The organism is Rhodococcus sp. IEGM 1306 (genome assembly GCF_036541985.1).
Lineage (GTDB): Bacteria > Actinomycetota > Actinomycetes > Mycobacteriales > Mycobacteriaceae > Rhodococcus_F > Rhodococcus_F qingshengii.
In genome coordinates, this window is sequence record NZ_JAZHFF010000005.1 from 410015 (window position 1) to 435693 (window position 25679).

General features: G+C 62.2%; 25 protein-coding genes and 1 tRNA gene. 19 read left to right on the plus strand and 7 right to left on the minus strand.

The genetic code is table 11. The annotated features are described in order from the left end of the window. The first annotated feature begins 1 nt into the window (after position 1). The 13 genes from V3587_RS17385 to V3587_RS17445 all read left to right on the plus strand — a co-directional run bounded on the left by V3587_RS17385 (position 2) and on the right by V3587_RS17445 (position 11356). Entirely contained in the window at positions 2 to 634 is a 633-nt protein-coding gene (locus V3587_RS17385) for an alpha/beta hydrolase (protein ID WP_283377028.1), read from the plus strand. Next, on the plus strand, positions 631 to 1911 hold the full coding sequence (locus V3587_RS17390) for an NAD(P)/FAD-dependent oxidoreductase (protein WP_283377029.1): 1281 nt from the start codon (positions 631 to 633) through the stop codon (positions 1909 to 1911). Before V3587_RS17385 ends, V3587_RS17390 begins: the two co-directional genes overlap by 4 nt. Before the next feature lie 8 nt (positions 1912 to 1919). Next, positions 1920 to 2663 carry a DUF1365 domain-containing protein gene (locus V3587_RS17395; protein WP_283377092.1) on the plus strand — a complete coding sequence of 248 codons (744 nt, stop codon included), beginning with the start codon at positions 1920 to 1922 and terminating at the stop codon, positions 2661 to 2663. Continuing rightward, entirely contained in the window at positions 2660 to 3949 is a 1290-nt protein-coding gene (locus V3587_RS17400; protein ID WP_007731299.1) for an SAM-dependent methyltransferase, read from the plus strand. Before V3587_RS17395 ends, V3587_RS17400 begins: the two co-directional genes overlap by 4 nt. Further along, positions 3946 to 5262, plus strand: coding sequence for an SAM-dependent methyltransferase (locus tag V3587_RS17405; protein WP_283377030.1), 1317 nt, complete (start codon positions 3946 to 3948; stop codon positions 5260 to 5262). The genes V3587_RS17400 and V3587_RS17405 overlap by 4 nt, the downstream gene beginning before the upstream one ends. After that, positions 5259 to 6062, plus strand: a complete 804-nt coding sequence (locus tag V3587_RS17410; protein ID WP_166809723.1) for a DUF1295 domain-containing protein — start codon at positions 5259 to 5261, stop codon at positions 6060 to 6062. The genes V3587_RS17405 and V3587_RS17410 overlap by 4 nt, the downstream gene beginning before the upstream one ends. Before the next feature lie 23 nt (positions 6063 to 6085). Further along, positions 6086 to 6463, plus strand: coding sequence for a fluoride efflux transporter FluC (locus V3587_RS17415; RefSeq protein WP_095969158.1), 378 nt, complete (start codon positions 6086 to 6088; stop codon positions 6461 to 6463). Beyond that, positions 6460 to 6804: a fluoride efflux transporter CrcB gene (gene crcB, locus V3587_RS17420; protein WP_020907219.1), complete on the plus strand. Its 345-nt coding sequence runs from the start codon at positions 6460 to 6462 to the stop codon at positions 6802 to 6804. The genes V3587_RS17415 and crcB overlap by 4 nt, the downstream gene beginning before the upstream one ends. A 97-nt stretch (positions 6805 to 6901) precedes the next feature. Continuing rightward, positions 6902 to 8539: a phosphoglucomutase (alpha-D-glucose-1,6-bisphosphate-dependent) gene (gene pgm, locus V3587_RS17425; RefSeq protein WP_283377031.1), complete on the plus strand. Its 1638-nt coding sequence runs from the start codon at positions 6902 to 6904 to the stop codon at positions 8537 to 8539. A 42-nt stretch (positions 8540 to 8581) separates the two neighbouring features. Continuing rightward, on the plus strand, positions 8582 to 9835 hold the full coding sequence (locus V3587_RS17430; RefSeq protein WP_283377032.1) for an MFS transporter: 1254 nt from the start codon (positions 8582 to 8584) through the stop codon (positions 9833 to 9835). Between the two features lie 25 nt (positions 9836 to 9860). After that, the gene (locus V3587_RS17435) at positions 9861 to 10349 is read left to right on the plus strand and encodes a MauE/DoxX family redox-associated membrane protein (protein ID WP_095969162.1); all 489 of its coding nucleotides are present in this window, start codon (positions 9861 to 9863) and stop codon (positions 10347 to 10349) included. 42 nt (positions 10350 to 10391) lie between these two features. Continuing rightward, positions 10392 to 11135: a DsbA family protein gene (locus tag V3587_RS17440; RefSeq protein ID WP_095969163.1), complete on the plus strand. Its 744-nt coding sequence runs from the start codon at positions 10392 to 10394 to the stop codon at positions 11133 to 11135. A gap of 145 nt (positions 11136 to 11280) precedes the next feature. Then, positions 11281 to 11356: transfer RNA gene (locus V3587_RS17445), tRNA-Ala, on the plus strand. A gap of 61 nt (positions 11357 to 11417) precedes the next feature. Here the strand turns inward: V3587_RS17445 and V3587_RS17450 are convergent. Continuing rightward, on the minus strand, positions 11418 to 11726 hold the full coding sequence (locus tag V3587_RS17450; protein ID WP_283377033.1) for a tyrosine-type recombinase/integrase: 309 nt from the start codon (positions 11724 to 11726) through the stop codon (positions 11418 to 11420). Between V3587_RS17450 and V3587_RS17455 the strand changes: the two genes are divergently transcribed. Both V3587_RS17455 and V3587_RS17460 read left to right on the plus strand, forming a co-directional pair. Beyond that, positions 11693 to 12238 carry a hypothetical protein gene (locus V3587_RS17455; RefSeq protein ID WP_283377034.1) on the plus strand — a complete coding sequence of 182 codons (546 nt, stop codon included), beginning with the start codon at positions 11693 to 11695 and terminating at the stop codon, positions 12236 to 12238. The genes V3587_RS17450 and V3587_RS17455 overlap by 34 nt on opposite strands. Before the next feature lie 310 nt (positions 12239 to 12548). After that, positions 12549 to 13235, plus strand: coding sequence for a hypothetical protein (locus V3587_RS17460; RefSeq protein WP_331702180.1), 687 nt, complete (start codon positions 12549 to 12551; stop codon positions 13233 to 13235). Between the two features lie 634 nt (positions 13236 to 13869). On the opposite strand, the gene V3587_RS17465 is transcribed toward V3587_RS17460, so the two are convergent. After that, positions 13870 to 14715, minus strand: coding sequence for a hypothetical protein (locus V3587_RS17465; protein WP_042951463.1), 846 nt, complete (start codon positions 14713 to 14715; stop codon positions 13870 to 13872). Between the two features lie 389 nt (positions 14716 to 15104). On the opposite strand from V3587_RS17465, the gene V3587_RS17470 reads away from it, so the two are divergent. Then, positions 15105 to 16220: an NAD(P)/FAD-dependent oxidoreductase gene (locus tag V3587_RS17470; RefSeq protein WP_283377037.1), complete on the plus strand. Its 1116-nt coding sequence runs from the start codon at positions 15105 to 15107 to the stop codon at positions 16218 to 16220. A gap of 10 nt (positions 16221 to 16230) precedes the next feature. Here the strand turns inward: V3587_RS17470 and V3587_RS17475 are convergent, their stop codons facing one another. Continuing rightward, a complete protein-coding gene (locus V3587_RS17475) occupies positions 16231 to 18765 on the minus strand; it encodes an alpha/beta fold hydrolase (RefSeq protein WP_283377038.1) in 2535 nt (844 codons plus the stop codon). A gap of 178 nt (positions 18766 to 18943) precedes the next feature. On the opposite strand from V3587_RS17475, the gene V3587_RS17480 reads away from it, so the two are divergent. The 3 genes from V3587_RS17480 (at position 18944) to bluB (ending at position 21312) form a co-directional block, all read left to right on the plus strand. Further along, on the plus strand, positions 18944 to 19546 hold the full coding sequence (locus V3587_RS17480) for a lipocalin family protein (RefSeq protein ID WP_283377039.1): 603 nt from the start codon (positions 18944 to 18946) through the stop codon (positions 19544 to 19546). 81 nt (positions 19547 to 19627) lie between these two features. Further along, positions 19628 to 20686, plus strand: coding sequence for a CobW family GTP-binding protein (locus V3587_RS17485; protein ID WP_283377040.1), 1059 nt, complete (start codon positions 19628 to 19630; stop codon positions 20684 to 20686). Beyond that, positions 20683 to 21312 carry a 5,6-dimethylbenzimidazole synthase gene (gene bluB, locus V3587_RS17490; protein ID WP_095969167.1) on the plus strand — a complete coding sequence of 210 codons (630 nt, stop codon included), beginning with the start codon at positions 20683 to 20685 and terminating at the stop codon, positions 21310 to 21312. Before V3587_RS17485 ends, bluB begins: the two co-directional genes overlap by 4 nt. A 15-nt stretch (positions 21313 to 21327) precedes the next feature. Here the strand turns inward: bluB and V3587_RS17495 are convergent, their stop codons facing one another. The 4 genes from V3587_RS17495 to V3587_RS17510 form a co-directional block, all read right to left on the minus strand. Further along, a complete protein-coding gene (locus tag V3587_RS17495; RefSeq protein WP_042450056.1) occupies positions 21328 to 22767 on the minus strand; it encodes a DEAD/DEAH box helicase in 1440 nt (479 codons plus the stop codon). Positions 22768 to 22995: 228 nt separating this feature from the next. Further along, positions 22996 to 23409 carry a molybdenum cofactor biosynthesis protein MoaE gene (locus V3587_RS17500; protein ID WP_003944730.1) on the minus strand — a complete coding sequence of 138 codons (414 nt, stop codon included), beginning with the start codon at positions 23407 to 23409 and terminating at the stop codon, positions 22996 to 22998. Then, positions 23402 to 24388: a bifunctional molybdenum cofactor biosynthesis protein MoaC/MoaB gene (gene moaCB, locus V3587_RS17505; RefSeq protein WP_070796202.1), complete on the minus strand. Its 987-nt coding sequence runs from the start codon at positions 24386 to 24388 to the stop codon at positions 23402 to 23404. The genes V3587_RS17500 and moaCB overlap by 8 nt, the downstream gene beginning before the upstream one ends. Before the next feature lie 28 nt (positions 24389 to 24416). After that, positions 24417 to 25619 (minus strand): molybdopterin molybdotransferase MoeA, encoded by a 1203-nt coding sequence (locus V3587_RS17510; protein WP_283377041.1) that lies wholly within the window; start codon positions 25617 to 25619, stop codon positions 24417 to 24419. Positions 25620 to 25679: the final 60 nt, after the last annotated feature.

Consider the following 25679-nt stretch of genomic DNA (forward strand, 5'->3'; position numbering starts at 1 on the left):
CATGACGCCCAACCGACGGCAACAGCAGGACGGTGACCAGCACCTGGTGGTGCTCGTGCTGCCTGGAGGTAAGGTCTCGAGCCATCGCCCGGCCAGGGCCTGGCATCTGTCCAACCTTCGGATGCGCCCGTTCACCGCTCAGCTTCGCCGCTCCGGTGTGAAAGCGGTGCAGGCTCGCTATCGGGTTCGTGGTTGGAATGGTGCCGAGCGCAGTCCGGTCGCCGACGCTCGCGCCGCACTCGACGCGATAACGAAACGTAATTCACAAGCTCAGGTGATTTTGCTGGGGCACTCGATGGGCGGGCGGGTCGCCGCCGATCTGAGTGGCGATCCGGCGGTGGTCGGTGTGGTTGCGCTGGCGCCGTGGTGGCCCGATGGAACGTCGGTGAATCTGCGTTCGGACACACCACTGGTTGTGCTCCACGGCACGGCCGACTCATGGACCGATCCGGCAGCGTCTCGTCGGAAAGTTGACGGACTGCAGAAGTCGGGTAAGTGCGCTGAATGGATCGGCATCGACGGCGCAGGCCACTTCATGTTCCGCCGCGTGGCGACCTGGCATCGCCTCGTCGCCGAGGCAGTCGCAGAAATCAGTCGCGGGGTAACCGCAACGAAGACGGGAGAACGACGATGAGTTCGGACAAGCGCAAGGTGGCCGTCGTCGGTAGTGGGGTCGCAGGTCTGACAGCGGCGTGGGTGCTGAGTAAGGACAGTGACGTCACCCTCTACGAAGCGGATTCACGGCTCGGTGGGCACGCGGACACCCATTCGGTCACCGACCCGGAAGGGCGAAGCCTCGCCATCGACACGGGGTTCATCGTCCACAACGATCGCACCTACCCGACATTGTTGCGATTGTTCGCAGAACTCGATGTGCCTACGCAGGAATCGGATATGAGCATGTCGGTCAGGTGTGGGGGTTGCGGGCTCGAGTACTCGGGAGGCCAAGGGTTGCGCGGCGTTCTGCCGACGCCGGGGCTGCTGGTGAATGGCAGTTTTCTGTCGATGTTGATGGAGGTCAAGCGCTTTCATCGCCGTGCCCGCGCCTTGCTCGACAACACGGATCCGTCGACACCCGACCAGACACTGGGAGTGTTCCTGCGCAGTGGACGGTTCTCGGACTACTTCACCGCTCACTTCATGACTCCGCTCGTGTCGGCAGTCTGGTCGTGTGATCCCGGCTCGGCGCTGAAATATCCCGCGCGATACCTGTTCTCCTTCCTCGATCACCACGGAATGCTGAGCGTCACCGGATCGCCGACCTGGCGAACAGTCACCGGTGGATCGGGCGAATACGTTCGCCTCGTTGCCAAGAGCATCGGCGATATCCGTCTGAACACGCCGGTTCGCGCCATCCACCGATTCGACGATCGCGTCGACATCCGCGACGGCGACGACCAGATCCAGACCTTCGACACAGTTGTCGTCGCAACGCATCCGCAGCAAGCGCTGAAGATCTTGGCCGAGCCGACGGCTGCCGAATCCCAGGTCCTCGGCGCGATGCCGTACTCCGTCAACCACACCCAACTTCACACGGACGAAAATGTGCTGCCCGGCAATACCAATGCGCGCGCGTCGTGGAACTACTACATCCCTGAATGCAACGCGAAGCCAGATCACGTTCTCGTCAGCTATGACATGACGAGGTTGCAGCGGCTGCCGGAGACCGGTCGGCGCTACATAGTGACGTTGGGGGGAGACGAGATGGTGTCCCCGGAGTCGGTGATCGATCAGATGACCTACGAGCATCCGCAGTACACACCCACCTCCGTTGCCGCTCAAGCGCGGCTTTCCGAGTTGGACTCGGACGTGCTCGCGTTTGCCGGTGCGTACCACGGATGGGGCTTCCACGAGGACGGTGCACTGTCCGGCCTGCGCGCCGCCGAACGCGTCGGAGGTCGGTGGCCGTGACCACACCCCTGGCCCCGCCCACACCCATCACGCCGTCCATCGTTCATACGAGCATCCGTCACGTACGAACGGAGCCGTTGCACAACGAGTTCGAGTACCGAAGCTACAGCTGGCTCGTCGACGTCGACGATTTGCCCGAGCTCCCGAAGGCTCTGCGACCCTTGGCGACATTCGACGCCGGGGATCACCTCGGCGACCCCACTCGATCGATTCGTGCCAACGTCGAGACGTTTCTGGCAACCAACGGAGTGGAGTTCGCAGGCGGCCGCATCCTCATGCTTGCGAACGCACGTGTTCTCGGCCATGTGTTCAACCCGCTGAGTGTGTTCTGGTGTCTGAACGACGACGGCACTCAGCGGTGCGTCGTGGCAGAGGTTCACAACACCTACGGCGAGCGACACTGCTACCTGCTCGAAACCGATGAACGTGGCGGGGCTCGCACGTCCAAAGAGTTCTACGTCTCTCCGTTCAACGATCTGGACGGCGAGTACCGGATGCGACTTCCGCTACCCGACACCGCGCTCGCGCTCTCGATAGTTCTGGCCCGTGACGGCAAGGCTCCATTCGTGGCCACGGTGTCCGGTCGTTGTGTGCCGGCGACGACGCGCGAGATCGTCCGCAGTGCGCTCGCCATCCCGCTGGCTCCGCTCCGAGTCGCCGCGCAGATCAGATTTCAAGGAATCCGCCTGTGGGCCAGGCGCTTACCCATCGTTCCCCGACCGCAACATCACCCGCAGGAGGCAGTGCAATGACCACAACCACTCTCGGCACCGAACCTTCCGCTCACACGATCGAAACCGAGCGGTGGCCGGGCGTCGCCACAGTGCCGAGCGGGCTCAAAGTGCGGGTTGCATCACCGGTTGCCCGCGCCCTGTTCCACAAGGCGGTAGCGCGTTTGCCACTGCGCGTCCAGATGCCCAACGGTGAGTTCTCCGGTGGCGGTAGCCCCGATTCGCCGTTGATGGTCATTCACCGCCCGGACGACTTCGCTGCTCGCGTGGGTGACAGTGGTTTGATCGGATTCGGCGAGTCGTACATGGCGGGCGATTGGGAAGCCTCCGACCTCACCGCGGTCCTGGAAGTCTTCGCCTCCCGTGTGGCGACGCTGATTCCTGACTTCCTGCAGCGGCTACGAGGCCTCTACATTCCGAAGCAGCCTCGCAGTGAGCGGAATTCGACGCAGAACACGCGCTCGAACATCTCCAGGCACTACGACCTCTCGAACGAGATGTTCGAGCTGTTCCTCGACGACACCATGACGTATTCCAGTGCGCTCTTCGAGGATCTGTCGGTAGGAGCTACCCCGTCGTGGGACGTGTTCGCAGCGGCCCAGCATCGGAAGATCGATCGCCTGCTGGACGGCGCGGGTGTCGGTCCAGGTTCGCGAGTGCTCGAAATCGGCACAGGCTGGGGAGAATTGGCGATACGAGCAGCCCAGCGCGGAGCAACGGTGCGCTCGGTGACACTGTCGGTCGAACAGCAGGAATTGGCAGCGAAACGCATAAGCGCTGCGGGACTGGCAGATCGCGTTCAGGTCGACCTTCTCGACTATCGGCAAGTACAGGGGGAGTACGACGCCGTCGTATCGGTCGAGATGATCGAGGCTGTCGGCCACCAGTACTGGGGAAGCTACTTCCAGACGATCGACGCCCTGCTGGCGCCGGGTGGGCGCGCAGCGATCCAAGCGATCACCATGCCGCACGATCGAATGCTCGCGACCCGCAACACCTACACCTGGGTGCACAAGTACATCTTCCCCGGCGGATTTCTCCCGTCGGTGCGGGCGATCGAGGATGTGACAGAACGCATGACGACCCTCCGGGTGCGTGAGCGGATGTCGATGGGCGATCACTACGCGCAGACGTTGCGACTGTGGGACGAGCGTTTCAGTGCTCGCACCGACGAGGCGTCCGCGCTCGGATTCGATGCGGTGTTCGCGCGCATGTGGCATTTCTATCTCTGCTATTCCGAGGCGGGTTTCCGCTCGGGTTATCTCGACGTCCAGCAAATTGTTCTCGATCGGAGGAACCAGCGATGACTGCCACGATGGATCGAACGACGCACGGTACCGGCGTTGCGGGTCGTCTCTCGGACATCCTCAGTCCACTTGTCGGCGGCGAGCTTCCGGTGCGGTTGACTGCATGGGACGGCAGCACAGCAGGTCCGGACGATGCTCCGAAAGTGACGCTCTACAGCCCGAACGTGTTGCGACGCTTGCTCTGGAATCCCGGCGAGTTGGGGGCAGCGCAGGCATATGTGCTCGGTGAACTCGACGTCGAAGGCGATCTCGGCGATGCGCTGACGCATGTGTGGAAGGTGGCTGCCGAGCGGGGACTCGGGTCGATCACCCCCACACCGTCGCTCGTCCTGGCTGCAGTCAAGGCTGCGCGGTCCTTCGGTGCTTTCGGGAGACCTCTGGCTCCACCGGCGTCGCAGGCTCAGGTGAAGGGTCGCTTGCACAGTCTCGCGCGCGACCGCGCGGCAATCGGGCACCACTACGATTTGTCGAACGATTTCTACCAACTGATCCTCGATGACAACATGGCCTACTCCTCGGGCTATTGGACTTCCGATGCACCGGACTACACACTCGAAGATTCACAGACGGACAAGCTGGACCTGGTGTGCCGCAAGGTCGGTCTCGATCGAGCGCGAGGCTTGCGGTTTCTCGATGTCGGCTGTGGCTGGGGCTCGCTGAGCCTGCACGCGGCGCGGGAGTACGGCGCTCGGGTCGTCGGTATCACGATCTCGGCGGAGCAGAAGGCTTTTGTCGACGCGAAGATCCGCGCACTCGGTTTGGAAGACTGGGTCGAGATCCGGCTCCAAGATTATCGAGAGATTCCCGACGGTCCTTTCGATGCGGTCGCGTCGATCGAGATGGGTGAGCACGTCGGGGAGGGTAACTATCCGATGTACGTGAAAGCGCTCCACGACAACGTGATTGCCGGTGGCCGTGTGCTGATTCAACAGATGTCACGCACCGGCGCGCACCCCGGTGGAGGCCCGTTCATCGAGTCGTTCATCGCGCCGGACATGTACATGAGACCGGTGGGCCGCACCGTTGCGATGATCGAGGAAGGTGGACTCGAAGTCCGTGACGTCCAAGCCCTGCGTGAGCACTACGTGCGGACCGTGGACGCGTGGATCGAGACCTTCGAATCGAACTGGGATCGCGTCGTGGATCTCGTCGGCGTCGAGGTCGCTCGGGTGTGGCGCCTCTACCTCGTCGGCGGCGGAATGGCATTTCGGGACGGCCGGATGGGCGTCGATCAGATTCTGTCGGTCCGGCCGCACGGTGATGGTCGATCGGGTATGGATTCGGTTCGGCCGCAGTGGGTGTCGCGGCGATGAACGGATTCGACTGGGGCGCATTCGGAGTGGTCACGCTCACGAGTCTGCTGGCGATCGCCGTCGGAATGGCAGTGACAGCGACGATCGGTGTACGGATCGGGCGCCACAATGTCGTCGACGTGTCGTGGGGCGCCGGCTTCGTTCTGATTGCGCTCGTGTCCGCGATAGTTGGAACCGGCGACCTCTGGCGCCGGTTGCTCATGCTTGCGCTGGTGGCGATCTGGGGTCTGCGGTTGGCGACGCACATGGCGATCCGATCGCGAGGCAAGGGTGAAGATCCGCGGTACGAAGAAATGCTCGGACGAGCGACGGGTAGCCGAACGCTGTATGCGCTCCGCAAAATCTATCTCACGCAGGGTATTTCGTTGTGGTTCGTCTCCCTGCCGATCCAGGTCGCGGCAGTATCGAACGGCAGCTTCGGACTTCTTGTCGTACTCGGTATCGCGCTGTGGATAGTAGGCGTCACGTTCGAGACGGTTGGCGACCGACAGATGGAGGAGTTCAAATCCGATCCGGGCAGCCGCGGCCACATCATGGATCAAGGTTTGTGGGCGTGGACACGGCATCCCAATTATTTCGGCGACGCGTGCGTCTGGTGGGGGATCTTCCTCGTATCAGCGTCCGTGTGGCCGGGGGTGTTGACCGTTCTCTCTCCGATCGCCATGACGTACTTCCTGGTCTTCGCCACCGGAGCGCGGTTGCTCGAGCGACACATGGAACAGCGTCCGGGCTATCGCGAGTATCAGCAGCGGACAAGCTACTTCATTCCTCGCCCGCCGAAAGCCCGCTCCGGGACGTAGGCTCTTTCGCGTGAGGCCAGAGCATGGGTGATCTGAAACTGCCGGCTGCGGTAGGCGCGGTTGCCGTCGGCGGAGCGTTGGGTGCGCTCAGCCGCTTCGGTTTGGGGGAGCTCTTTCCTCACATCTGGACGACGCTGGTCATCAACGTCGTCGGCTCGTTCGTGCTCGGCGTTCTCGCGGCCCTCCTCGTGCACAACAAGGCTGGGTACCTCTTTCTCGGCACCGGGTTCTGCGGCGGCTTCACTACCTTCTCGTCATTTGCGGTTCACGCGGTGACGGAGAGTCCATGGCGATCGATTCTCTATGTACTCGGGACGCTTATCCCCGCGATCCTCGCCGCAGCATTGGGCAAAGGGCTCGGTGAGCGTTGGATCCGCACGCGGGACGGAGCGTCGGCATGACAGTTCTCCTGGTGGCGCTCGGCGGCGGCGCGGGTGCGAGTGGACGGTACCTGTTGGCGCGGTATGTGCCCGCGTACAAGGGATTCCCGGCTGCGACGTTCGCCGCGAACGTGATCGGCTGCTTCCTCCTCGGATTGTTCACCGGAGCAGCTCTTTCCACCGAGATGGCCGCTCTCCTGGCGACAGGCTTCTGTGGTGGCCTGTCCACCTATTCGACCTTCGCGACGGAGAACGTGGGCATGGTCGAGCGGCGCCAGACGACGCTTTCGCTGATCTACATCGTCGTCAGTCTGATCGTCGGCTTGTCCGCTGCGTGGGTGGGGATCCAGCTCACGAATTGACCGATCCGGCGCCGAGCGTGCACGCCACGCAGCCAGGGTAGACAATTGTCCACAGTCGCGTCGACACAGTGGTCGACCACCGGGCCGAGGGGGATTCGTGGCGCACGAACGAGCAGGACAAGTGGCTCTGCCAGAGGATCTGATCGACGTTCCTCATCTGGTTTCCGCGTATTACACGCGCACCCCGGATCCCGAGAACCCGATGCAGCAGGTACTTTTCGGCACCTCCGGACATCGCGGTTCCAGCCTCGATTCCGCCTTCAACGAAGCCCACATCCTGGCCACGACCCAGGCGATCGTCGAGTACCGCGCCTCGCAAGGTATCGACGGGCCGCTGTTCATCGGCCGGGACACACATGCGCTGTCCGAACCCGCCTGGCTGTCCGCGTTGGAAGTCCTCGTTGCCAACGACGTCGTCGTGCTTGTCGACTCACGCGACGCCTACACGCCCACCCCCGCTGTGAGCCACGCGATCTTGCGATACAACTCGACGGGGCCGGAAGCCAAGGCCGACGGCATCGTCGTGACGCCTTCGCACAACCCGCCGCGCGACGGTGGCTTCAAATACAACCCGCCACACGGTGGGCCCGCGGACAACGACGCGACGTCGGTCATCGCCGATCGAGCGAACGAGCTACTGCGCAAGGGGCTTTCCGGGGTACGGCGTGTCACGGCGGCGCAGGCACTGGACCGCGTCGAACGCTACGACTTCCTTCGCTACTACGTCGAAGACCTTCCCTCGGTCCTCAACCTCGATGCGATCCGCGACGCCGGAATCCGGATCGGTGCAGACCCACTCGGCGGTGCAAGCGTCGACTACTGGGGCGCGATTGCCGAAACTCATCGACTCGATCTCGAAGTGGTGAATCCTCTCGTCGATCCGACCTGGCGGTTCATGACGCTCGACACCGACGGCAAGATTCGCATGGATTGCTCGTCGCCCGACGCGATGGCCTCGCTTATCGGGATTCGGGATCGCTACGACATCGCGACCGGAAACGACGCAGACTCCGACCGCCACGGCATCGTCACGCCCGACGGCGGTTTGATGAACCCGAATCACTATCTCGCGGTTGCCATCGAGTATCTGTTCGCGAACCGACCAGGGTGGGGTGCAGATACCAAGGTGGGCAAGACACTCGTGAGTTCCTCGATGATCGATCGCGTGGTCAGCAGTTTGGGTCGCGAATTGCTCGAGGTTCCAGTCGGTTTCAAGTGGTTCGTTCCCGGTCTGCTCGACGGGTCTGTGGGATTCGGCGGCGAGGAAAGCGCCGGAGCGTCCTTCCTCCGCCATGACGGTTCCGTCTGGACGACGGACAAGGACGGCATCATCCTGGCGTTGCTCGCGTCGGAAATTACCGCGGTGACAGGAAAGTCTCCGTCGGCGCACTACGACGCGTTGGCCGAGAAGTTCGGGAGCCCGGCCTACGCACGGATCGATGCGCCGGCGACACGCGCACAGAAGGCAGTCTTGGCAAAACTGTCTCCAGATCAGGTGAGTGCGACCGAACTGGCGGGTGAACCGATCACTGCGACACTGACCGCGGCGCCCGGAAACGGCGCGGCGATCGGTGGTCTCAAGGTGACGACGGAGAGTGCATGGTTTGCAGCGAGGCCGTCCGGCACGGAGGACGTGTACAAGATCTATGCCGAGTCGATGAAGGGTGCCGATCATCTGGCGCAGGTTCAGGCAGCGGCCAAGGACTTGGTGTCCGGCGTCTTGAAGGCGAACTAGCTCGCGGAGCGTTCGTGTCGCCCGGCTAGAATCCCGGGCGACATGAAAACTCGTGCAGCCAAGCTGCCACAGGAAATTTGGGTACTGGTCGCCGCCAGCTTCGTCATCGCCCTCGGATTCGGATTGGTCGCTCCGGCGCTACCGCAGTTCGCGCGCAGCTTTGACGTATCGGTCACCGCCGCCACGATCGTGATCTCGTCTTTCGCATTCATGCGACTGGTGTTCGCGCCGATGAGCGGCACTTTGGTACAAAAGCTCGGTGAACGGCCGGTCTACATCGTCGGCCTTCTGATCGTCGCGGTGTCGACCGGTGCGTGCGCCTTCGCGGGGGAGTACTGGCAACTTCTGCTGTTCCGATCGTTGGGCGGCATCGGGTCGACCATGTTCACCGTGTCGGCCCTCGGGTTGATCATTCGCATGTCACCGCCGGACAGCCGTGGACGCGTGTCCGGCCTGTACGCGACAAGCTTTCTCATGGGTTCGATCGGCGGCCCGCTGGTCGGTGGTGCGCTGTTGCAGTTCGGTCTGCGGATGCCGTTCATCATCTACGCAGTTGCGCTGGTGATCGCCGCGCTCGTGGTCTTCGTGAGCCTGCGCGGGTCGCACCTGGCGTCACCGGACAAGGCCGTCGATGTGAAGTCGATGACTCTCACCGAAGGCCTCCAGTCGCCGGTGTACCGGGCCGCCCTCGGATCGAATCTCGCTTTCGGCGGTGTGATCTTCGGAGTTCGCGTTGCCATGGTTCCCCTGTTCGTCGTCGAGTTCCTCGACCGGGACCCGTCGGTTGCCGCCTACGCTCTCACGATCTTTGCCGTCGGAAATGCGTTGGTGTTGATCGTTTCCGGACGACTCTCGGACCGCTTCGGGCGTAAGCCCTTCGTCGTGAGCGGTCTGCTCATTTGTGGTCTGGGAACCATCGCAATGGGATTCACGGACAACCTCGTGCTGTTCTTTGCCATCGCTGCTGTGACGGGCGTCGGCTCCGGGCTCATGAGTCCGGCTCAGCAGGCAGCGGTTGCCGATGTCGTCGGGTCGACTGCCCGCGGCGGACCCGTTCTGGCGGTATTCCAGATGATGTCGGACATCGGCGGCGTAGTGGCACCGATTTGTGCCGGTCTGATCGCTCAGCATGTGTCGTACTCGGCAGCATTCGCCGTGATGGGGGCCGTAGTCGTCGTGTCGGCGACGGGCTGGTTGTTCGTCCCGTCGCGAACGAAGCCTGTCGAGTCCGTCGTCGAAGATCTGACCGATGTGACGGCGCTGACGGATACTCCTGCGCGGACAAACCTGGACTGACCGGGCATTCTGTACTCTCGATCGGGTGGCAATTCGTATCGTGAGTCTTGTAGCCCGATTGGGTTTGGCGGCCGTCTGGCTGATTTCCGGGGGGCTCAAATTCCTTGATCCCGTGCAGACGAAGATCGCGGTGCGTGCCTATCAACTCTTGCCCGAGTCACTGGTCGGTCCGGTGGCAACGGCGCTTCCCCTCGTCGAAATAGTCCTTGGTCTGCTCATCCTCGTCGGGCTGGCGGTGCGAGTATCCGCCGCAGTCTCGGTGGTGATTTTGACGGTTCTCATTGCGGTGATCATTTCGGTGTGGGCCAGAGGATTGTCCATCGACTGTGGATGTTTCGGCGGCGGAGGTGCAGCCGACGTCGGCGCTTGGGACTATTTGAAGGAGATTCTCCGGGACCTGGGCTTCTTGGCACTTGCCGTCTGGCTGCTCGTGTTCCCGCGTTCGCCGCTCGCATTGGGGCCGGGATCACGTGCGCCGTTCTCAGTGGATACTCAGTCTTCAGTGGCAAGGTAAGCAATCGGTAAATCGTTTCGACGCACGAAGGACTGCATCAGCGTGAGCACCAAGAGCAGCAAGAACAAATATTCGCCGGAACCGGTCTCGAGCCGCTCCACCTACATCATCGGTGGCCTCGCGGTGCTCGTGATCGCGGCTCTCGTCATCGGCGGTGTCTTGTGGACGAACAGCAAGAACAAGCCGCAGAACGACGGCTACGGCTCCGTGCAGAATTCCGAAGTTGCCGTCACGGTGCAGGACAACGGCGTGGTGCTGTTGGGCAAGCCCTCCGCCGCGACGACCATCGATCTCTTCGAGGATCCGCTGTGCCCGGCCTGCGCTGCGCTCGAGCACCTCAGTGGCCAGGCTCTCGCGGCCGCCGTCGACAACGGTGACGTCGCTGTTCGTTACCACATGCTGAACTTCCTCAACCGGGCGTCGGGCAGCGGTGACTACTCCACCCGGGCCGGCGCGGCGCTGCTGTGCGTCGCTCAGAGTGGCGATGCAATCGCGTACTCCGCATTCCACACAAAGCTTTTCGCTACCGACACGCAGCCTGCCGAGGGGGGCAGCAGCGACCACACCAACGACGAACTCGCCCAGATCGCTCGTGATGCGGGCGCATCCGACGACGTGGCAACCTGCATCTCTTCCGGTACCAACGTCGAAGCCGCCGCGGCCAACGCCGCAGCTGCCAGCCAGGCGCTCAAGGATGTCGGGTCCAACGGCACCCCCACGGTCGTGGCGAACGGCAAGATCGTTGACACGGGCAGCAGCGACTGGGTTTCCAAGCTCTCCTCCTGAGCGGAAGCGGCCGCTCCGGCGAGGAGCGGCCGCCTCGCTCTGACCAGGCGATTTGTTGCCCAGGAGTCAAGTGGTGTAACTTTCTTCCAGCAAGCGGAAAGCAGTAAAGCCGCTGCGAGTTCGACTGTTAGAGTGAATTGAATACGGGGCTATGGCGCAGCTGGTAGCGCACCACACTGGCAGTGTGGGGGTCAGGGGTTCGAGTCCCCTTAGCTCCACCAAAAAAGACCAGGTCTGAGGATTTTCCTCAGGCCTGGTCTTTTTGGATTCGGGAATGTTGTCCTAACTCTGTCTTACGGCATCAGAAAGTGCGGCCGAAGCGGCAACTAACCGATCGTCCGACACTCGCCCGTAGACCGCCTGAGTCATCCGTTCCGAGTGGCCGTGCCAGGCAGCGACTACGTCGGCGGGAACTCCGGCTGCGCGCATACGTGACACCGACGAATGCCGGAGGTTCCGCAGCGTGATCTTCGACAGTCCGGCCTCGCGGCGCTGCTGTGCGAACATTCGCGAATACTCCTTAACTGGCAATCCTTGGACCTGACGCCGATGAAATCGTGGGCGGTTTCCTGACCGATCTCGGTCAACCACTCGACAACCTGCACGACGACATCGCCGCTCAGCGTGTGGTCGGGGAATTGCTCGACGTACTGCACGATCTGGAGGTAGTCGCGCGGCGAGCACGCCGTCAGATCGACAAGGCTGAGCAGCGGCGAGCAGCGTTTCACCAGCGGATCACACACCGCGATGATGCGGCTGACCGTGAGGCAGCCGAGCGGGAGCAGCGCTGCGCCGAGGAATCGGCAGCGCGTAAAGCGCTGGAGGACAGGATCTCTCGGGTCAGACTGTGTGCCGAACAGCACGGCTTGATCCTGGAGAAGGTTCCGAATTACGACGCCGTCGGTGTGGAGCGGTGGCGACTGGTCACCTCCGAACGAGGTAACCGACTGCTTCCGCACCGCTTCGATGATCCAACCGCCTGGCGCGCCCTGGAAGTCTTTGTCCGAGGTGGACGGCAATTCGTGGTGCTACCTGAAAGCGAGGGACCACTCCGACACGTCGAGCAATGGCTCACCCATCACTGTGGGTTGCGGGGGATGTAGCCAGCTGTTCAGGTGAGCGGCGACCCTTTCACCTGAACAGCGTTGTTCGCTAACCGGGTGAAATGTGAAATGTAGTCTGTGAACCGTGCCCAAACGGACAAACGAGTTCCAGGAAATCGTCGCAATCATTCATTCCCATCTCAGTGCGGGTGCGACAGTCACGGAGTCGAAGATGCTCAGAGATCTGGACTCTGGGAACTTTAGGGAAGTAGATACGTGCATCGAAAGCGTGACTGCTGGACATCCGGTCATAGTGAGCATCGAGTGCCGAGCCCATAAGCGCCCGCAAACAGTCAGTTGGGTGGAAGAAATGCATAGCAAGCATCTGAGGCTTCCCACAAATGTCTTAGTTCTCGTTTCGTCGTCCGGGTTCACCCGCTCAGCGATCGAGAAAGCTCGACAATTCGGGATCACTACCGCAGTTCCTGGAGAAATCGAACCGGGAAGGTTCGGCACCGAGGTGGTGGGGAAACTCGACGCGATCTGGATGAAATCCTTCACTCTGACCGTGGGGAAGGTGCGCCTGTGGGTCGAGGAAAGCGCTGACCGCCCGGCCGAAATCGTGGTGCCCTTTCTTGATACCTCACTCTTCTTCGAGGATGGGGACTTCGCGATGTCGGCACAAGATCTTGCGCAAGGATTCATGAGCTCGGTCGACCTGGAGAACGATGCGATGCGCGATGCGCTTGGTGACGAGGAGTTTTTCACCATCGGACGCGATCCGGCTACGGCAATAGAGCCGGAGTCGGGTGAAGCAGTCGATCTCTACCTGAAGAAGGAGGAGCCGACCGGAAACTACTTGCGCAAGATCACCCGTATTGAGATCACCGGTTCGGCGGAAGTCACTGTCGCAGAGATCCCTCTCACTCATCGTGAACTCAACGGAACCGGCTATTCGGCTGGAGCTGCAAAGCTCGGTGATCGGGCGGTGTTGGTAGTCGCGACAGAGACACCAAGCGGCGAAACAAGCCTCACCGCACGATTCGACGCTCCCTAACTAGCTGTCTCGGCTTACTCCATCCCAGGTAGGAAACTGTTCAGGCCTTGTGCGGTCCGTCGAAACAACCTTCCATCGTCCTAACGGCTTGGGCACGCCGCCGCCGCCGAACTTAAATCGAGTTTGTCTCTGCCACCATTTCCGAGCGGAACTCAACCGGTACCACTGCCAGACCTGCACGTTCGGCTCGACGAGATTGGACCGTACAAACTCGCTGCGAACGTGGTCCCGCGCGAACAGCCCCCGTACCTGGGACTCGTTGTGTCCGATGCCAAACCACACTCGGCCGGAATCGTCGTCGTAGACCTCAATCTCACAACGCAGCGGCTCGCTGGTGTTATCGAATCGGTCGGCCGACTGGCTGAGGTCCTTCCATTTCGGCTCCACTTGATCGTCCACCCACAAGTAGGTCCGAACGTCGTATCGAGTACCGAAACCGGAAGCATGAACCGACGGCTCGAACTTCCGCAAACCTCGGTCGCCGTTGATATGTGTCACCACCCCTGACCTGTTGCTCTGAAACATCAGCGCTTGAACGTCCGCTGTCCGGTTTCGTCGGTGCTCTCTGGTGTCCCGCAACAAAGCCACGAGCGCCACGAGGAGCGCCAGAACTGCGATCAGTATTGTCACCATCTCAGTTCGCCATCGATCCGCCTTGGAGGCACTCAGCCGCGTAGTCCATAGACCCGTCGCTGTAAATGCCGGTGCCCGGCTGGTAGAGCGAAGCATCAGCGCACCCGACGAGTTCGCTACCGCCAGTTCCTGTGGCTCTGCCTTCGGAATCAATCGAATTGGGGTACGGGTTCGGCAGCTTATCGACTGGATTCGTCGTCGGTACGGATTGCGGAGCTTCTGTCGTGGGCTTCGGTGCCGAGGCGGTGCTTTCAGCTGTGGCGGTGACCAGCGTTCCCTCCGGCACCCGCCACTCGATCCGAACATCTTGCCCGCTGAGATTGGACTGATAGCCGATGAACCGCGCCGTGTGCGGAATGTCGAGTGTCACCGCGCCGTCGGCGGAAGAATTGGCGGGTAGGTCGATGAACTTGCTACTCCCCGGGCTCGAACAGGGATTCGCGTCAGACAACGCGATATTCTTGACGACTTTGCCGCCAGCGTCGACGTAGTAGAAATCGGAAGGCCACAGCCACTCAGTGCTTGGCGCAGCACCGATCTCAATGAATGCGGAGAATCGATTCTTGCTGACGAGTCCAGGATGCTCACTGTTGAGCGGACAGCCCTCGATCGAGAGAGCTGTGTCGGACACGGCGAGCAAGAGCGCGCCGGTTTCATCCTTCACCTCAGCTCGCTGGCCGAGGTCGACCTCGACAGCCCCACGCTTGTTCGTTAGATCGGCTGAGGCCGTGACGGACTGCGATGACGCTTCGGGGCGCGCCGCGCCGTCGTCGGTCGATGAACAAGATGTAGCGAGGACGCTCGCCGCGATGGCACTCAACAACAGTGCAGGTACACGAGGATTCATGCTCAGATCAAACCAGACCAACTGGACGCATTGTCTCAAGAGGTGCGATCGACGTCGGCAGTCAGGACCATCGAGGCGCGGGCGTCATCGCCTGAGCGTGTCCTACTACTGTCCTAGGACACCTGACTACTGCGGCACACGTACTAGACACATCAGACGGAAAAGACTGAAAGCGTGGACGTTTCGGAACGCACTGAACGCACGCTTACAGGTCGATTCACACTGGCAGTGTGGGGGTCAGGGGTTCGAGTCCCCTTAGCTCCACCCGAACAAATGCTCTGCACCAATCGGTGCAGAGCATTTGTTGTTTCGTGCGCAATACTGTCCGCGGTGAGGCTTGATCATCCCGTGCATTCTCGGCATGGGGACCGTCGGCGGAACGGAGAACCATGAGTGCACACGTGGCGATAATCGGGGCAGGATATGCGGGCGTCATGGCAGCGAAGCGACTGCTGCGAACTCGGTCGGACATCACGGTGAGCGTCGTGAATCCGCGCCCACACTTCGTGCAAAGAATCAGGCTCCATCAGATGATCGCAGCTGGCTACGACGCGACGGTCTCGTTCGACAGCGCATTACCGCGTACGGCACACCGAGTATTCGGAACGGTGACGGACATCGACGCCGCGGTCAGCAGGCTTACCCTCGACAACGGCATCGTGATCGACTACGACTACTTGGTCTACGCAGTCGGAAGTAGGCAATTGCCCAGCACGATCGTCGGGGCGGCAGAGCATGGGTACAGCGTCGCCGAATTCGAAGACGCGACCCGACTCGAATCCAGGCTGTCGACCCTCGACGAGAAGGCTGCCATCTGCGTTGTCGGCGGCGGTCTCACCGGAATCGAGACAGCCGCAGAATTGGCTGAGCAGCGAAGCAACCGAATCACTTTGGTGACGGGTGGAATCGTGGCCCCGGACCTGTCCGAGCGTGCGCGATCGGCAATTCTCAGAACGCTGACCGATCTCGGGGTCGATATCGTCAGCGAATCGCGGGTGACGCGGATCGACGGTTCGTCGTGCGAGCTCGCGGGAAGTATGCGGGTGAAGGCCGAGTGCACGATTCTCGCAACAGAATTCGGTGTACCGGAGCTCGCCCGTCGAAGTGGCCTCCCCGTCGACGATCTCGGCCGCCTGAAACTGAACGACCGACTCGAATGCCCGTCCCACCCCGACATCGTCGGTGCGGGTGATGCGGTCACAGTCGGTGAGAACTCACTGAGAATGAGTTGTCAGGCCGCGATCCCCTTGGGAGTTCATGCGGCAGAAACGATCCTGCATCGACTCGACGGTTCCGCGCCGCACCCGGTGACTCCGAAGTTCGCAGGCAAGTGCATCAGTCTTGGTAGGCGGTACGGGGTGTTCCAGCGGACGACTCGCGTCGACGAGGCAACGAGGATGTTCATTGCAAGCAGGGCAGGTGCATTCGTCAAGGAAAGAGTCTGTTCGTCAACGACCGACTGGGCCGTCACCCCGCGCCGCTCTCTCTTCTACAGCTGGACATGAGCAGCGCTGGTCACGCTCGATCACAGACCCGATCGATGATCGCTGCAGTCTTGCGGACGTACGGTTGACGGACGACGTCTTCGTGACACGCGTCGACATCGTCGAAATCGAGTGAGCCCGTGGCGATGAGTGACCAGATCTCGCGTCCACGGTTGTTGGTGGCTCCACGGATCACCGTGACCGGCGCGGCGCATGCTCGTATCCGATGCTTCCGGAGCGCCTGGCCTCCGATGTAGAGGAACACAGTCCACTGGGTGGCCGGCGGGTACTGCAGAATACCGGCGAAGAGTGTGCGGATCCACATAGCGGCGACGGTGCGTCTGGCCGGCTTCCATCGGGTATTGGTGGATGGCTGTGGGGCAAGGTCGACGATCGACGGATCCAAACTGATTCCGGCTCGGGTGGCCAGTCGGGTGGCAGTTTCGGTGGAGATTCTGGTGTCGAGAACGGTGACGTGCTCGACGGTGTCACCTGATTCGGACAGCTGTGTTGCCATTTCCAGCGCCACGTAGCCGCCGTACGAGTATCCGGCCAGGAGGTATGGCCCGGTGGGCTGGATCTTCTTGATTTCGAAAATGAAACGGCGTGCGCTTGCTTTCACCGACCGATCGGGCAGTCCGCGAGATTCGAAGCCGTGTGGCTGAAGTGCGTAGACCGGGCGATCGGTGTGGAGCGCTTTCGCCAGGGTGGACAGGGTCGTCGAGGGGCACCCCGCTCCGTTCATGATGAACAGCGGTCGCCCAGTCCCTTCGAGCTTCAGCGGAACCATCGTGTTGTGACAGACGCGATCATCGGGATCGATTCTGCACCGATCTACCAGCGCCGCAAGTTCTTTGACGGTGCTCGCGGCCGCGAACTCCGCCGTCGTGATCCGGATCCGGAACATGTCGTGAATCTTTGCCACCACTTCGGTGGAAGCGAGCGAATCTCCGCCGAGTTCGAAGAAGTCGTCCTCACGGTCGACGGAATCGATGCCGAGAATCGACTCCCAGATCGAGGACAGCCACAATTCGGCGGGCCCGGCGAGAGTCGGTGGAGTGGAACGCACCTCGACGGACGGCAGCGTCGTTCGATCGACCTTTCCCCTCTCGTTGCGGGGCAACGCTGCCATCGGAACAAAATGTCGGGGAAGCATCCAGGCCGGCAGATTTCTCGCCAATTCGCGCCGCATCTCGGCGCCCGACCGTGCCATCACGGCTTTGTTCTGGACTACGTACGCAACGATCTCCGGTCGATCGTTCTCGAGAACTGCACCCACGAAAACATCGGCGATGCCGGGGATTCGACGAATGTGCGACTCGACCTCCGTCGGCTCTACCAGGTATCCCCGAATCTTGACGGCGTCGTCGACGCGTCCTCGGAGTTGTAGTTCGCCGCGTTCGTCGATACGGCCTCGGTCACCGGTCCGGTAGATACCGACTCCGTCGCCGAGACGAGTGAATCGTGTTGCAGTGCGCTCGGGGTCGTTGTGGTAACCGTCGGCAAGATCGGTCGAGACAACCTGTATCTCGCCGATCTCTCCGTCGGGGAGAGGCACGCCGTTCACGTCGACGATCTGTACGTCCTTGCCGTCGCGGGCCCGTCCGGCCGGAACCACTCCGGCGGGTAGTTCGGAATGTGGCGGGAACTCGTTGTATGCGATGACACCTGTCTCGGTGGTGGCCAGCCAGTTGACGTACGTGACGCGAGCGAAGCCGTGACTGCGATGGCGCGCATAGTCTTCGCCGTGGACTGCTTCTCCGTACGTCACGACGACGCGCAGGGAACCGATCGAATCATCTTTTGCTTCCTCGCCTTCGAGATCCGACCACACCCGAAGAAAGGATGGTGCACAGTGCGCAGTCGTGATCGAATTCTCGATCAGCCAGTCGTCGATGCCCGAGACGCCGTCGATACGTGGATCCCAGCAGAAGACCGTGACTCCGTTCATCAGCCCCATGATCAGTGCCGTGATTCCGGCGCCGAAACTGACGGGCAACAGGTTCCCGATGTGATCGTCGGGTCGCAGGTCGATTGCCGCGGCAAGTTCGTCGGCCTTGTTCAGGCACATGGAGTGGCTCAGGACGACTCCCTTGGGCGTCCCACTGGTGCCTGACGTGAACGCGATCATGGCAGGGTCGGAACTGGACGGTTCGAGCGCGTTGTCGAAACGGAATCCGGTCGCCGCTGATTCGTCGAGGATCGATTGCAGCGAGACGGCCCCTGAGGTGCCCATGATGTGTGCGCGCCTGGCGTCGGGGAGTTGTGGGTCGATCATCACCAACGGTCGGCCGGAAATCAGAGTAGCGAGGATGGCGGGCACCGATTCGGCGGTTGGTTCGAGATCGACTGCAACCGGGCAGGCCCCTTGTGACCCGCGCAACCGAAGTTCGCGGACCAAAGCGTCGGTTCGAAGTTCGAGTTCGGCGAAAGTGATTCGGTCGCGCGGAGTCACGACGGCAACGGCGTCGTGCTGCATCGAGGTGACTCTGCGCCACCTCGACTCGATCGTCTCGTCGATGACTGCATAGCGAGTGCGTTCTAGACCTAAGTCGACAACCTTCATCACAGTAGCTCCGTCCGACTTTCAACTATCTTTTAGCAAAGACTACATAAGGTTTGTGAAGGAGGTCCATAACAAACCGAAAGTAGTTTTCCATACGTCCCCATCCTTCAGGCCGACTGCTCCGAATACTTTGAGGAACCAATGCCGATCGAGCGTTGCGCAGACGAGGAGCAGTGACATGAAGTGGTCGGGGCGAAGTGCGATTGCGATTGCGGGAGTGTGTGCCGCAGTAACGATGTTTTCGGGAACCGCGCAGGCGGACCCACTCTGGGAACCCCTGCGGCCGGTGCCGAATCTGGACGCCGCGCGCTACGTAGGGGAGTGGAACCAGGTGGCGGCGATTCCTCAGCCGTTCAACCTCGCGTGCGCGAAGGACACCCGGGCGAGTTACGGGCTGGTCGATTCCTCGAACGTGAGCGTGAAGAACACATGTACGACGTGGACCGGCCAAGCCAACGAGATCGTCGGGAATGCCCGAGTTACCGATCCAGCAACGGGTGCTCAGTTGCATGTGAGCTTCCCGGGGGTGCCCTCTCAGGAAAGCTTGGACGGTCCGCCCAACTACATCGTCACGTACATCGCCGACGACTATTCGTGGGCACTGGTGGGTGATCCACTCCGGCTTTCCGGATTCGTGCTCTCACGGTCCCCGATTGTCGACGCGGCAGGCTGGAGCGAGATCCGCCGGGTCGCCGAATCCCGTGGTTACAACGCGTGCACGATCTTGACGTCGCCGACCACCGAGGGTACGTCGGACATCCGTCCGCTCTGCACGGTGTGAGCCTGCCGTCAGCGTGAGCCTTCCGAAGCCACACTCCACTACGATCACTGATCGGTAGGTGTGGTTTCGGAAGGTTGTGTGGTGGCGAAGAAGCAGATTCCCGTAATTGTCGTCGCAGGCTTTCTCGGTTCGGGCAAGACGACGCTGCTCAACCATCTTCTGCGCAACAACGACGGCGTACGCATCGGCGTGATCGTCAACGACTTCGGCTCCGTCAACATCGATTCGATGATGGTCGCCGGTCAAGTCGATTCGATGGTCTCTCTCAGCAACGGCTGTCTGTGCTGCGCTGTCGACGTCTCCGACATGGACGAGATGCTGAACAAGCTGGCGCACCGGCAATCCGGGATCGACGTGATTGTCATCGAGGCCAGCGGGTTGGCCGAGCCGCGGAACATGATTCGACTCGTCCTCGGAAGTGAGAACCCGTCCGTCGTCTACGGCGGCCTGGTGGTGGTGGTCGACGGAGCCAATTTTTCCACCGTTCGCAGCGAGCATCCCGAACTCGATCAACATGTCCGTCTGGCAGACCTGGTGGTAGTCAACAAGATCGACAGTGTTCCGGTCTCCGAGCGCGAGCGATTCACGGTCGGAATCCGTGAGTTGAATCCGCGAGCGCCGATTGTGGAAACATCACATTCGCGGATAGACCCTGCTCTGCTGTTCGATACCGGAGAGGTGACCCCTCCGGCTCCGGGCGACCAATTGAGCCTGGATGAACTCCTGCGTGACGAGCGCGAGCACGAGCACGGGCACGAAGACGGCTCGTGTCGTCACGATCACCTGCACCACCGTTACGAGTCGGTTGATTTCACATCGGAGGCGGCTCTCGACGCCAGGGCCCTGACGCATTTCCTCGAGAATCAACCGCCGGGCGTGTACCGCATCAAGGGATTCGTGAACTTCGAGATTCCTGGTTACACAGGGAAATTCGAGATCCAATCGGTGGGCGATCATGTTCGGATCACGCCGCTGCGGTGGAAGTCCGGCGAGACTCGAACCACGCAACTGGTTGTGATCGGCACCGGGATGGACACGGGAGCGGTCGGCAGTGCGCTCCGCAACTGCGTGCGCGACGAAACGGTCGAACCGCACCCCGACGCCATGCTGGGATTGCACCGCTATACCGTCGGGGCGTGAGTGAATCAGCTGTATCCGTGTACGAAGCGATTCGGCGACGCCGAGACGTTCGCGCCGAGTTCTCGGGAGAGATCGTCCCCGACGAAACTCTGATGCGTATTCTCGACGCCGCTCATCGCGCGCCGAGCGTGGGAAACACGCAGCCGTGGGATTTTGTCGTCGTTCGGAATCCGGAGACGCTCGACACCTTCGCGGCACACGTCGCCGAAGCCCGGCTGAATTTCGCGCAGTCTTTGCCCGAGGATCGCCGCTCGACGTTCGACCCCATCAAGATCGAGGGAATCGCCGAGAGCGGTACCGGCATCGTCGTCACTTACGACCCGTCACGCGGTGGCCCCAACATCCTCGGCCGCCACACCGTCGACGACACCGGACTGTTCTCGGCGGTACTCGCAATTCAGAATTTGTGGCTCGCTGCGGTAGCCGAGGAGATCGGGATCGGCTGGGTCTCGTTCTACGACGAGAAGTACCTCACCGAACTCATGCGCATTCCGTCACCCGTTCGCCCCATTGCGTGGCTGTGCGTCGGGAAGGTGACTGAGTTTCAACAGGTTCCGGATCTCGAGCGTTTCGGATGGCGACAGCGCCGGCCATTGGCCGACGCTGTCCATTACGAAACCTATTGAGTTGTGTGGGGCGGCCTAGCGAGCGGGGCGGCCACCGGTGGAGCCTGCGGTGCGAGCGCCGCCGCCCGTGCGGGGACGGCGAGCGCCGCCGCCTGCATGTTCTTGACGGGCAGCTCCGCCGGTGCGAGCGCCGCGTGACTGACCGCCCTGTCCGGAGCGAGCCTGACCCGACCGTGCTGCGCCGCCGCGTCCACCCTGGCCGGCGGGACGCTGTCCGCGTCCACCGTTCGGCTGGGCCGGAGCCTTCGGAGCGGGTGTGACGTGCGGAGCGATGTCGCCGACCAACTTGACGACGTGCTCGGAGTTGGCAGTCGAACGAACCGGTGTCACCTTGATGGCTGCCTTCCGCATGAGGATCGCGAGATCCTTACGCTGCTCGGGCAGGACCACGGTGACCACGTCGCCGGCGCTGCCTGCGCGAGCGGTGCGACCACTGCGGTGCAGGTACGCCTTGTGCTCGGCGGGCGGATCGACGTGGACGACCAGTTCGACGTCGTCGACGTGGACGCCGCGTGCTGCGACGTCAGTGGCGACGAGGACGCGCGCTTCACCGGCGGAGAATGCTGCCAGGTTACGGTCGCGAGCAGCCTGCGAGAGGTTGCCGTGCAGGTCGACGGACGGGATACCCGACTCTGTGAGCTGTCGAGCCAACTTACGAGCCTGATGCTTGGTGCGCATGAACAGGATGCGACGACCGGTACCGGAAGCGAGCTTCTCGACCAGAGCCTTCTTGGCTTCGACGCCGTCGACGTCGAACACGTGGTGCGTCATCGCGGCGACGGGGGAGTTGGCCTCGTCGACCGAATGCATGACCTCGTTCTTGAGGAAACGCTTGACGAGCTTGTCGACGCCGTTGTCCAGCGTTGCCGAGAACAGAAGGCGCTGCCCGTCCTGCGGGGTGGACGAGAGGATGCGGGTGACGACGGGCAGGAAGCCGAGGTCGGCCATGTGGTCGGCCTCGTCGAGCACGGTGATCTCGACGGCGTCGAGGCTGACGAACTTCTGCTTCATGAGGTCTTCGAGGCGCCCGGGGCAGGCGACGACGATGTCGACTCCGGCCTTGAGGGCCTGAACCTGGCGGTGCTGCGAGACGCCACCGAAGATCGTCGTCACGCGCAAGTCGTATGCCGCGGCCAACGGTTCGAGGGTTGCGGTGATCTGGGTGGCGAGCTCACGTGTGGGTGCGAGCACCAAGCCGAGCGGTCGACCCGGACGACGCTTTCCTCCGGACAGTTCGCCGGCGAGGCGGGAGACCATGGGGATGGAGAACGCGAGCGTCTTACCGCTTCCGGTCTTTCCACGACCCAGGACGTCGCGCCCCGAGAGAGTGTCGGGGAGGGTGTCGATCTGGATCGGGAACGGAGAAGTGATTCCGCCGTCTTCGAGAGCTTTCACCAGCGGTGCGCGCACACCGAGGGCTGCGAAGGTGGTAGCGGGCGTAGAGATGTCAGACAAGTGTGTTCAGAGCCTTTCGGGCACGTGTTCGTGCCCGGATGCCGACACGGGAATTAACCGGTCGAACAATCAAGCACAGTGGTGGCGGCGCTGCCGGTCGGCAGGCTTCTTCGCCGTAAGAAGAGCGGGTGCATTGAGCACTCAGCAAGAAAATTTGCGTTCTACGACGCTGGATGCCCGATTTCAGGCACCTAGTGATCGTAACTCTACCTTCTCGGAGCGTTCGACCTACAACCCGACCCATTCGGAGACGCCGTTCGCGAAGTGTTGCCGCTTCCAGATCGGTACCTCGTGCTTGATGCGCTCCACCAGTTCGGCGCACGCGGCGAACGCCTCCGCTCGATGCGGGGCGGCGACGGCGGCGACCAGTGCGAGGTCACCGATCTCTAGGTGGCCGACGCGATGGATCGCGGCAACCGGCAGGCCGGTCGAGGCTGCAACCTCTTGGCAGCACGTCTCGAGAAAGCGTTCCGCGTCCGGGTGTGCCTGGTACTCCAACGCTGAAACTGCTTGACCTCCATCGTGATTGCGCACCGTTCCCGTGAACACCACAACAGCGCCGTTCTTCGGACCGGCAACGGCGGCGTCGACGGTGTCTGCGTGAATCGGTTGCTCGGAGATCCGAGCCAGTAGCTCACTCATCGTGTGCTCCTCCGCCTGCGACCTGCGCGAGCAGGTGATCGATGATGGGTTCGAGGACGGCGAGACCGTCCTTCACTCCACCGGGAGAACCCGGAAGATTGACGATGACCGTCGTACCTGTGAGACCTGCCACACCACGGCTCAGTGACGCGTGCGGGGTCTTCTCGAGGCCCTTGGTTCGGATCGCTTCTGCGACCCCGGGCAACTCACGGGTCAAGACTGCCCGGGTAGCTTCCGGGGTTGCATCCGTGGGTGAAGCACCGGTGCCGCCGGTGCTGATGACAAGCGACGGGGAGCCCTCCTTGGCGTCAGCGATGCCCGCCGCGATGTCTGCGTCGGCGTACACAAGCGGTCCACGCACCTCGAAGTCCCGCTCGCGTAGCCAGGCTGCGATCGTCGGACCGGTGGTGTCGGGTCTGGTGCCGTTCGCGCCACCGGTCGAAGCGACCAGCACGGTTGCGGATCGTGGCGACGTGAAGGCGTGCGCCGGAGATGTCTGTGAGTTCTGAGTGTCGCGGGTCCAATGTCCGTGTTTACCACCGTCTTTGGTGAGCAGGCGAACACCGTTCATAGTGGCTCCGGGATCGACCGCTTTGACCATGTCGTGCAAGGTCAGGCCGGCTACCGCGACGGCGGTGAGTGCTTCCATCTCGACGCCGGTCTGTCCGCGAGTCTTTGCCGTCGCTTCGACGGTGATCGAGGTTTCGGTGAACCCGAATTCCACCTTGACCGACGAAAGCGCGAGCTGATGACACAACGGGATCAGCTCGGACGTCTTTTTTGCACCGGCGATTCCGGCAATGCGCGCGGTGGTGAGGACATCGGCCTTGGGCATGCCGTCGGCGCGGACGAGGCGAACTACCTCGGCGGTCGTGACGAGTTCACCGGCAGCGACGGCGATGCGCGTCGTCTCGGCCTTGGCGCTGACGTCGACCATGCGCGCTCGGCCTTCGCTGTCGACGTGTGTCAATTCGGTCATGAGTGTCCTTTGAATCAGATCGAGTGAATCAAATCGAGGAAGTCGAGAGCGGGACGACGTCGACGAGATCGCCCGCGCCGAGTTCGGTCACGGCAGCGGGGATGTCGATCAGGACGTCGGCCCACGCCATTGCTGCAACGAGGTGCGAGCCGGGTCCGGCCACGAGTTCGATACCGTCCGCAGTTCTACGCGCGCGCAGGAACTGGCGCTTGCCATCCACCGAACGTAGCGGTGCAGTCAGTGGCAGCCGTTCGCGCGGGATCTCGGGCAGACCCGCGGCCCGGCGCAGTTCGCCGCGGGCGAAGACCTCGAACGAGACCATCGTGCTGACCGGGTTGCCTGGGAAACTCAGTACCGGCACTTCGTTCACCACGGCGGTGCCTTGCGGGCCACCAGGTTGCATTGCGACGTGGCCGAAGTGTGCACCCAGAGGGGTGAGAGTTTCCTTCACCACCTCGAAGTCCCCCATGGACACCCCACCGGAGGTGAAAACCAGATCGGCGACCGAGGTTGCGTACGAGAGTAATTCGCGGAACTCGGCCGGGTCGTCGCTGCTTCGGGCGACGGATACGACATCGGCGCCGTTGGCTTCGGCCAATGTTGCCAAAGCTGGTCCGTTGGAATCGTAGATCTCGCCGGGTTCGAGAGTTGTTCCGGCACTTTTCAGTTCGGCGCCCGTCGTGATTATCGCGACCCGTGGCTTCGTGTACGTGTCGAGCGAGGCCAGGCCCACAGCGCTCAGCGCGGCGATATGGCGAGGTTCCAAGTGTGTTCCGGCCGTGACCAGTAGCATTCCGGCAGTGATGTCGCTGCCACGTTCGCGAACGAATTCGCCTACAGACCTGCCCCGTTCGATGGTGACCACGTGTTCGGTGACGCCCGTCGTGTCCTCGACGGGAACGACGGCGTCGGCACCCTCGGGGAGCGGCGCACCGGTCATGATGCGAAATGCCGATCCTGGAAGGTGTTTCGGTGGTTTTCCGCTCCCGGCGGCGATCACGCCTCGAACCGTCAGAGTGGTGGGAACCGACGCCACAGAGGCGGCGTCGACTGCGTACCCGTCCATCTGGGAGTTGCGAAAGAGCGGGAGGTCCACGGGTGACGAGATGTCCGAGCACGTTATGCGCCCCAACGCTTCTGCCGCCGGCACCGCTGTCGGAGCGAGGGTGTGCAGGCCCGTGAGCAATCCGGAGATGTGCGCCGCGTGTTCCTCGACCGAACGCGCGCTCATGACAGTAACCTCGACAACCTCGACATGTTTTGATCCTAGGCGGTGTGGTCCGTCCGACAC

Bases quoted from the DNA above. Each gene is read 5' to 3' on its own strand.
- V3587_RS17460 (WP_331702180.1), top strand. From the start codon at position 12,549: ATGCATAGCAAGCATCTGAGGCTTCCCACAAATGTCTTAGTTCTCGTT.
- V3587_RS17385 (WP_283377028.1), top strand. From the start codon at position 2: ATGACGCCCAACCGACGGCAACAGCAGGACGGTGACCAGCACCTGGTG.
- moaCB (WP_070796202.1), bottom strand. From the start codon at position 24,388: ATGACCGAATTGACACACGTCGACAGCGAAGGCCGAGCGCGCATGGTC.
- crcB (WP_020907219.1), top strand. From the start codon at position 6,460: ATGACAGTTCTCCTGGTGGCGCTCGGCGGCGGCGCGGGTGCGAGTGGA.
- V3587_RS17410 (WP_166809723.1), top strand. From the start codon at position 5,259: ATGAACGGATTCGACTGGGGCGCATTCGGAGTGGTCACGCTCACGAGT.
- V3587_RS17500 (WP_003944730.1), bottom strand. From the start codon at position 23,409: ATGAGTGAGCTACTGGCTCGGATCTCCGAGCAACCGATTCACGCAGAC.
- V3587_RS17405 (WP_283377030.1), top strand. From the start codon at position 3,946: ATGACTGCCACGATGGATCGAACGACGCACGGTACCGGCGTTGCGGGT.
- V3587_RS17470 (WP_283377037.1), top strand. From the start codon at position 15,105: ATGAGTGCACACGTGGCGATAATCGGGGCAGGATATGCGGGCGTCATG.
- V3587_RS17510 (WP_283377041.1), bottom strand. From the start codon at position 25,619: ATGAGCGCGCGTTCGGTCGAGGAACACGCGGCGCACATCTCCGGATTG.
- V3587_RS17475 (WP_283377038.1), bottom strand. From the start codon at position 18,765: ATGAAGGTTGTCGACTTAGGTCTAGAACGCACTCGCTATGCAGTCATC.
- V3587_RS17465 (WP_042951463.1), bottom strand. From the start codon at position 14,715: ATGAATCCTCGTGTACCTGCACTGTTGTTGAGTGCCATCGCGGCGAGC.
- V3587_RS17430 (WP_283377032.1), top strand. From the start codon at position 8,582: ATGAAAACTCGTGCAGCCAAGCTGCCACAGGAAATTTGGGTACTGGTC.
- V3587_RS17480 (WP_283377039.1), top strand. From the start codon at position 18,944: ATGAAGTGGTCGGGGCGAAGTGCGATTGCGATTGCGGGAGTGTGTGCC.
- V3587_RS17415 (WP_095969158.1), top strand. From the start codon at position 6,086: ATGGGTGATCTGAAACTGCCGGCTGCGGTAGGCGCGGTTGCCGTCGGC.
- V3587_RS17400 (WP_007731299.1), top strand. From the start codon at position 2,660: ATGACCACAACCACTCTCGGCACCGAACCTTCCGCTCACACGATCGAA.
- V3587_RS17390 (WP_283377029.1), top strand. From the start codon at position 631: ATGAGTTCGGACAAGCGCAAGGTGGCCGTCGTCGGTAGTGGGGTCGCA.